Consider the following 7,016-nt stretch of genomic DNA (forward strand, 5'->3'; position numbering starts at 1 on the left):
CCCGGGCCGCGTCGTCACTGACCGGATCCGGCAGAGGGGCTCACTGTGGGCGCCTCGTAGTTCAATGTGTTCGTGGCGGTCGAGGTGACCAGGGTGAGGCCCACCTGGCTGAGCATGGCGTTGGTGTGCTCTGGGTCCCCATTGAGGATCCCTTCCAGGCCACCCGGAGTCCCCAGCAGGTAGTTGCTGAAGCTGCCCGTCACGTCGACGCCGGCGGCAGAGGCCACCGACCGGGTGATGCCCCAGCCATTCGCAGTGGCTCGGGCGGCCACCGCGGCGCCGAAGTAGGACGTCAGGCCGTCCACCGTGCCGCCCATGATGGCATGGCCCCAGTTCACCGTGCCCGTGTCGCTGTACTGCGAGGCCGCGTTGGTGGCTACGCCGAAGGCCCCCATGGTCGTGGCGGGGATCGCGGCGGTGACGAACGGCGTGGCGGTGATGGGCACGCCGAAGACGGTGCTGGCCGCGGTGCCCGCGGTCATGGCCGCGAAGCCTTGGGCCATCATCATCGGCGCGGCGATGGAGGCGGCCAGGCCGACTGCCGCCATCGTCAGCTGGCGGTTGCTCTGGACATTGTCTCCAATGGCGGCCACCGCCTCGCCGAAGGGCTGCATGGACTGCCAGAAGGTGGAGTCCACCGTGGCGCCCGCGGAGAGCCCCTGGGCGATGAGCGCGGGATCCGTGCTGCCCTCCAGCGTGTCCGCCAGGGCCAGCAGCGAGTCGCGCTGGACCTGCGCCATGTCGTTGACGTTGGAGCGGCTCAGCGGGTTGGGATCATTGAAGGGGTTGAAGTCCTCGAAGAAGCCGATGACGCCCGTCAGCGCGGGGCTGGAGCCGAACGCTTCCATGTCCGCGTTGGCGATGGGCGCGGTGGTCTCCGCCAGGCTCCGGAGGTAGGCCGCCGCGTCATCACCCGTGAGCTGCCCCGCCGCGACGGCCTGCTGGATGCCAGCGGCTGTCACAGGCTGCGGGAGCGCGGCCATGGCCGGGTGGGCGGACATGTCGAAGCCCTGCGGTGGGGACGGCAGCTCCCCGGGAGGCAGGAAGGGCTGGCCATCCGGTCCCAGCACGGGCGTGCCGTCCACCAGGTTCGCGGTCAGCATGTTGGCGCCCTGCTGGTACTGCGCGAAGGCCATGGCCGTGGCCAGGTTGCCTCCGTGCTCGTCGATCAGCGCCGAGTTCAGCCCCGGTGTGGTGAGGGCGAGCAGGCCGATTTGCTCGCGCTCCTGCGGCGAGGCGTTCGCGAGCAGCTCGCCCATGTGCGGGTTGGCCAGCAGCTCTCTCAGCCGGGCCCCCTCGGTGGCGGCGAGCTCCGCGTCTCCCAGGGCGAAGGTGTTGGCGAGGCCGGTGCCCATGGCGGCGCCGAAGTCGGGGTCACGCCACTGATCGGGTCCAGCCTGGTTGAAGACGCCGAGGAAGAAGCTGGCCTGGGCGGCGCTCGGCATGGCGTCGGCTCCCTGGACCTGTGTGAGCTGCTCCATGAAGCGGGTGAGCTCCATGGAGCGTGAGCCGCTGCCCAGGAAGAGCGGGTCGTTGGAGTCGCTCATGGCCGCCATGCCGATGGAGCCGATGAAGGCCTCCATGTTCTGGGGACCCACCGTCTCCAGCACCGCCTGCGCCATCTCCGGCGTGGTGGACAGCCTCATGGCCTGGGCAGCGATCTCTCCGGAGTGGATGCCGGCCTGCGCATTGCCAGGGTCCACGGACTCGAGCGCCAGGCCCATGGCCACCGCCTGGGCGACCTCGGGGCCGCCGGACTCCGCGAGCGCATCCACCGCGAACTGGAAGCTGAGCTCGGACCCGTGGCCGACCTGCTGAGAGGGAGCGAACCGCTCGGTGGTGAACATCGTCAGGGCCGTCATCGCGCCGGGATCCACATCGTTCCCGTTCCACATGGCGTCGGTGGTGTCCACCAGCGTGCCCACCGCGTCGCCCAGGTCGGCGGGATCCGTGGTGGCCGGATCCGGGAGCGTGTTGGCGGCGGTGTAGAGTTCGCCCATCTCCTGGGGCGTCAGGTCACCGAAGGTCTCCAGGGGCGGCCCGCCCACCAGCACGTAGACGGGCTCCGAGCCAGGGACGGCGCCAATGTTGGCGATGTCTCCGGAGTTGGCGGAGTCCGGCGGGCGGAGGGCGGCGTTGCCATTGGCCGGATCCAGCACGGCCACCGTGTAGCCCAGCTCCTGGTAGGCGGCGACCTCGTCCGCGGTCAGCGGCGCGTCGGTGGGCAGCGCCTGGACCGGCTGCTCCTGGCTGAGCCCGAGGGCAGTGGCATAGGCCTGCTGCACCTCTGCTGGCTCCTGCATGTTGGCGTTGGCGAACACGCTCATCGTGTTCACCGTGCCGGTCTGGAACACCTGGGGCGTGCCGTTCTGCAGATCGACGAGCTGTCCATCGGCGTTCACGGCCACATACAGCTCACCGTCCTGCGGCACGACGTTCACGCCCGCGCCAGCGCCGGTGTTGGTCTGCACGGCATAGGAGGCCTGGACCTGGGAGCTGAGCGGCTCGCCCAGGTCCGCGACGTTCACCCGCGTCACTCCGGAAGGATCTCCGGAGAACTGCTGGGTCTCGACGCCGGAGGGCACGGTGATGGGGCCGCCGTTGGCGTAGGCATGCTCGCCGAAGAACGTGGGAGAGACGCCGAGCTCGGTGCTCAGCTCCTGGAGGAGCTGCCCGCGCTCGGAGGCGGGCGCGGTGGTGATCTCGTACAGCGCGCGCCCGGAGATGCCCTGCGGCTCGCCCGTGGCCTCGTCCATGCCCAGCTCGGCAGTGACCTGGTACAGCTCGCCCTGGGTGGGGGAGGTGGAGTTGTCCGGATCGGCCGAGGCCTCCTGCCAGTCCTTGAATGACTCGTAGGTGTTGCCGGTGCTGGGGTCCCAGTAGCCTTCCTCGTTGCGGACCAGCGCGTGGCCCACGGTCGACGGGCTCTCGGGAGCAGGATCCAGGAGGATGACCTCGCCGTCGGTCTCGGCGGCGTATTCGATGGAGGCGTCCAGGCAGTTCTCCGCCGTGTCGTGGACGTTCTCACTGAGAAGGGTGGTGGCCTGGGCGCTGTTGAGGTTCTGGGTCGAGAGATCCGTGTTCGGGGCGCTCGTGGGAGCATTCTCTCCGTTCAGCCAGGCCTGCTGTGCTGCGGCGGCGTGTGTAGACTCGAAGGCATCCTTCTTCTGCGCGGCACCGGCCTGAGCCTGGCTCTGCTGGGCCTGTGCTGCGGCTTGGCGCGCGGCCTCTGCTGCCTGACGAGCGGCCTCTGCGGCGCGCTTGGCGGCTTCCTCCGCGATGCGACGCGCGATCTCCGCGGCGTTGGTGTCACCACTGCCCACTCGGTTGCTCATGATGATCACCTCGGCTGCGCGCTGCCCGTGTCTTGGAGCCCGGAGAATGACATTCCCTGCTGACCGAAAGGTTGTTGAAATTGCGTGACTCGACGTTCATCGGCCCACTGGCCGATGGGTGTTGGGAAGCACCTGTGAGGGGCTGTGCGCGATGTGGGGTTGGGACGTGCTGTGGTTTTCCCCAAGGCCTGGCGCACACCGCCCATGCACGGGCTCGTGCAGGGTGGCGCTGTCACAACCTCGGCCTTCCGGCTCCATCCGGTTGCGTCTCGGGAGTGGGCTCGCTGTCGTGGGCCCCCATTCCGGGACCTCTCACGGTCGCGCATGCAGCGCCTCTCACCTCACTACCTTCGGGTGTCTATTGGGGCTCCTTCCACAACAACTTCACCGCGGATGGCCGCTTCCTGGATCTGGAGTCGCCCATGGTCTTCGGCGGTCCGCTCATGGGCCTGACGGCAGAGCCGGGAGAGCTCCCCGACTCGGTGGATCTCGCCGAGCGCCGGCTGTTCGTGGGCTTCGAGGTCTTGCACTACATTCGCCAGGTTCGCGCGTTCCTCGAGTCCACCTGGCCTGGACTGGCTGGTCAGGAACGCCTGGCTCGTGAGCGGATCCCGAGCCGACGTACTCCGTGGCGGTCGCGGTTCCTCGCTTCCTGGAGGATTTCGTCGGGCAGACGAACACGGGCCGGATCTTCAATCTGGCGCTCTCAGCCGTGGATGGCGCGGGCGATCTCCCCACGGCCCTGGGCAGACTCCAGGAGGCGGAGGCGGCGATCGCCACCTCCTGTGGGGGCAGCGTGGCGAGGGCCGAGACCCACCGGTAGCCGAGGACGAACTCGAGGCGGTCGGGTCAGGGCACGAGACTCGCACCGGCGAGGTAGCACGGCTGCACGTCGGGGCCCGCCCGCGCCAGCTCGCCCACGGCCGGGGAGCCCGCCGGGGTTGCGAGGGTGCCTGCGCTCGCCTGCCACTTGAAGCGGAGCGTGGGAGTATGAGGCAGACGCATGGTTCGCCAGTGGAGAAGCCCGTGATGGCGAACTCGTCAGGATCTCGGGCCAGGGGTTTCGTGTGATTGAAGGACCGTGGCGTCGGCCGGCTTCGGGACATGCATGGGCAGCTCGACACGCAGACGCGCGCCGCCCTCGGGACGATTCTCCGCGTGGAGTGTGCCGCCGAAGCGCTCCACCAGCTCGCGCGAGATGGACAGGCCCAGGCCCGTGCCTCTCTCGGGGCCCTTGGTGGTGAAGAAGGCCTCGAAGAGGCGCGGCAGCACCTCTGGGGGGAAGCCGGGGCCGTTGTCTTCCACCAGCACCACGACGCGCGAGCCCCACACCTCGCCCCGGACGCGGATCTCGCCCTGGGCCACGCGGTGCTCCTCCAGCGCATCACCTGCATTGACGAGCAGGTTGAGCACCACCTGGGTCAGTCGCTGGGGGGTGACGAACACCTCGGGGAGTGTGTCAGGCACCTCGACGTGCAACCGGGCCACGTGCTTGAGCCGCACGTCCGCCAGCCGCACCGCGTCGGCCACCACGTCCGCCACCCTGCACGGGCTGGCCTCCTCCACGTCCATGCGCGAGAAGCCCTTTAGATCCGAGACGATCTGCTGGATGCGCAGCAGCCCCGAGCGCGTCTCGGAGAGCACCTCCTCGAGCTCCTCGCGGACCTCGGGTGCCAGCGGCTGGGCGAGCACCTCGGTCTTGAGGAAGTCGACGTTGGAGCGGACGAAGGCCAGCGGGTTGTTGATCTCATGCATCACACTGGCGGCCAGCCGGCCCACGGTGGCCAGCTTCTCGGACTGAGCCCGGTGGCGCTCCGCCACGGCGAGCTTCTCGAGCGCCTCGCGGCGGGCGCGCTCTACCTGGATCTCGTGGTGCGCCGCGAGGGCCTTGCGGAAGCGCGAGGCTCCGTACATCCCGAAGAACGTGGCCGTTCCCACCACAGCCGCCCACGCGAAGATGCGGTCGGGGGAGGCACCCACCACCAACACCACGGAACCCAGCATGCAGCTGATGCCGCTGACGATGGCCGCGCCCGCCTCCTCCGGGTAGATGAAGGCCACCAGCAGGGGCAGGGTGGGCACGAGGTGGATGTAGGGGCTGTCCATGCCCCCCGTCAGCTCGCAGAGCGCCAGATAGAAGAGGGTTCCCAGCGCGCAGCTGCTCAGCACGAGCAGGCGCCGCCCCGACTCGGACACCCGCGTGAGCCAGAACGCGTAGACCACCAATTGCAGGGCCCACGCCACGCGCACCGCCAGCGCGCCCATGCTGAAGTGGGAGAGGGCGAGAAACTCCAGGAGTGACACCAGAGGGAGGACCGCCGCGAAGACCAGCGACTTCCTGTCCAAGGTGAAAGCGGCGCGCAACTCACGCAAGGTGTGCGACCTCAAACTCGAAGCCCTTCGCCTTCATACCGAGCAGCACCTGTCGCAGTTTCTGGGAGATGAGCAGCTGAGGACGTGGGCGAAGATAGCCTCGCCTCAGGCAAAACATCTTCTCGGTGTGGAGCAAGTCACTGCAGCCTCTCCGAGCCCCGCGGGGCCTGCGTCCGGTGCCTCAACGCCCGAGCCCTCTGCCTGAGCGACGGATAGCACTTCCAGAGGACCCCGGGGAGCGGCCCACCATGTCCACACAGTCAGCGCCAGGCTCGCTGCTGCCAGCACGAGCGAGGGCCAGCCAGGCCACGTGGGTGCTCGGAGCCTCAGCCGTTCGGCGGAGCCTCTCGCCATGGAGGACTCCTCAGGACGTGGCTCCTGTGCCTTGAGCGGCAGGGCGCGCTCCTGGGATCAGGCGGCGAGCACTTCGACAACGTCGTCGCCGAGGTGCTTCCGGGAGCCGGGCCCAGGCGCGGCAGCGGCCTGTTCCGGAGACAGTTCTGGAGGCGGCAAGAGCTGCCCGGTGAAGCACGGCGGAGTGCTCTCTGGCGCTGTGTGCTCGGCGGCTTGTTCCAGCGCCGCTGTCAGCGCGGTGGCAGTGCCGCGCTCCTCGGGGCGCACCGACAGCAGGCGTAGGACGAGGGACCGCAGCCGCAGCTCTATGCGAGGGTTGTTCAGCAGGGCAGGGGGAGCGATCACTGCCGCCAGGTGCCAGGTGCCGTGTTCGTCCTGAGTGGGTTCGCCTGGCTCCGGGTATGCGCCGGTGAGCAGTGCGCAGGCGGTGACTCCCAGCGAGTAGAGGTCATCGGCCGGGCCAGCGTGGTAGCGGGCGGCGGATTCTCGATAGAACTGCAGCTCGAACAGCCAGGACTCTGGGGAGCGGTAGGCCGGAGTGCTCGGGAACACCATGGAAGGTGTGAGGGTGGAGGCACCGGGGTAGAGGCCTGTGCCGAAGTCGGTGAGCACGGCACTGCTGTCGGAGCGCCGCACCAGGATGTTGGCCCCTTTGACGTCGCGGTGGACGCAGCCCTGGGCATGGAGGGCCGCCAGGGCGCTCGCGAGCATGGCCACGAAGGGGTAGAGCGTGCCGTCTGGGTGCTGCCAGTCTCCATGGCCCAGCAGGCCAGGGACATGGGGATGGTTGAGGCGTGAGAGCAGCTCTACCTCGCGAGCGAAGCGTGGGTCTGCTGGGTGCAAGGCCAGCTTGAGGGCCACGGGTATGGCGTGTTCGGCTCCTGCAGGCACGGCTTGGTACACGGCACCATAGACGCCGCGGCCGGCCCAGCCCTCCACGCGCCAGGGTCCTAC

The 7,016-nt window shown here is 68.9% G+C and carries 5 protein-coding genes; 1 reads left to right on the top strand and 4 read right to left on the bottom strand.

Going from position 1 to position 7,016, the window contains the following annotated elements:
• Positions 1–14: 14 nt before the first annotated feature.
• A complete protein-coding gene (locus tag VD972_RS03715) occupies positions 15–3,335 on the bottom strand; it encodes a hypothetical protein (RefSeq protein ID WP_324980828.1) in 3,321 nt (1,106 codons plus the stop codon).
• A 628-nt stretch (positions 3,336–3,963) separates the two neighbouring features.
• Between VD972_RS03715 and VD972_RS03720 the strand changes: the two genes are divergently transcribed.
• Entirely contained in the window at positions 3,964–4,158 is a 195-nt protein-coding gene (locus VD972_RS03720) for a hypothetical protein (RefSeq protein WP_324980831.1), read from the top strand.
• Positions 4,159–4,184: 26 nt separating this feature from the next.
• Here the strand turns inward: VD972_RS03720 and VD972_RS03725 are convergent, their stop codons facing one another.
• From VD972_RS03725 to VD972_RS03735, 3 genes are all read right to left on the bottom strand, one after another.
• On the bottom strand, positions 4,185–4,340 hold the full coding sequence (locus tag VD972_RS03725) for a hypothetical protein (protein ID WP_324980834.1): 156 nt from the start codon (positions 4,338–4,340) through the stop codon (positions 4,185–4,187).
• Positions 4,341–4,376: 36 nt separating this feature from the next.
• Entirely contained in the window at positions 4,377–5,708 is a 1,332-nt protein-coding gene (locus VD972_RS03730; RefSeq protein WP_324980837.1) for a sensor histidine kinase, read from the bottom strand.
• Between the two features lie 411 nt (positions 5,709–6,119).
• A partial coding sequence (locus tag VD972_RS03735) for a protein kinase domain-containing protein (protein ID WP_324980840.1) occupies positions 6,120–7,016 on the bottom strand: 897 nt, incomplete at its 5' end.

This window comes from Hyalangium sp. (genome assembly GCF_035629615.1).
Lineage (GTDB): Bacteria > Myxococcota > Myxococcia > Myxococcales > Myxococcaceae > Hyalangium.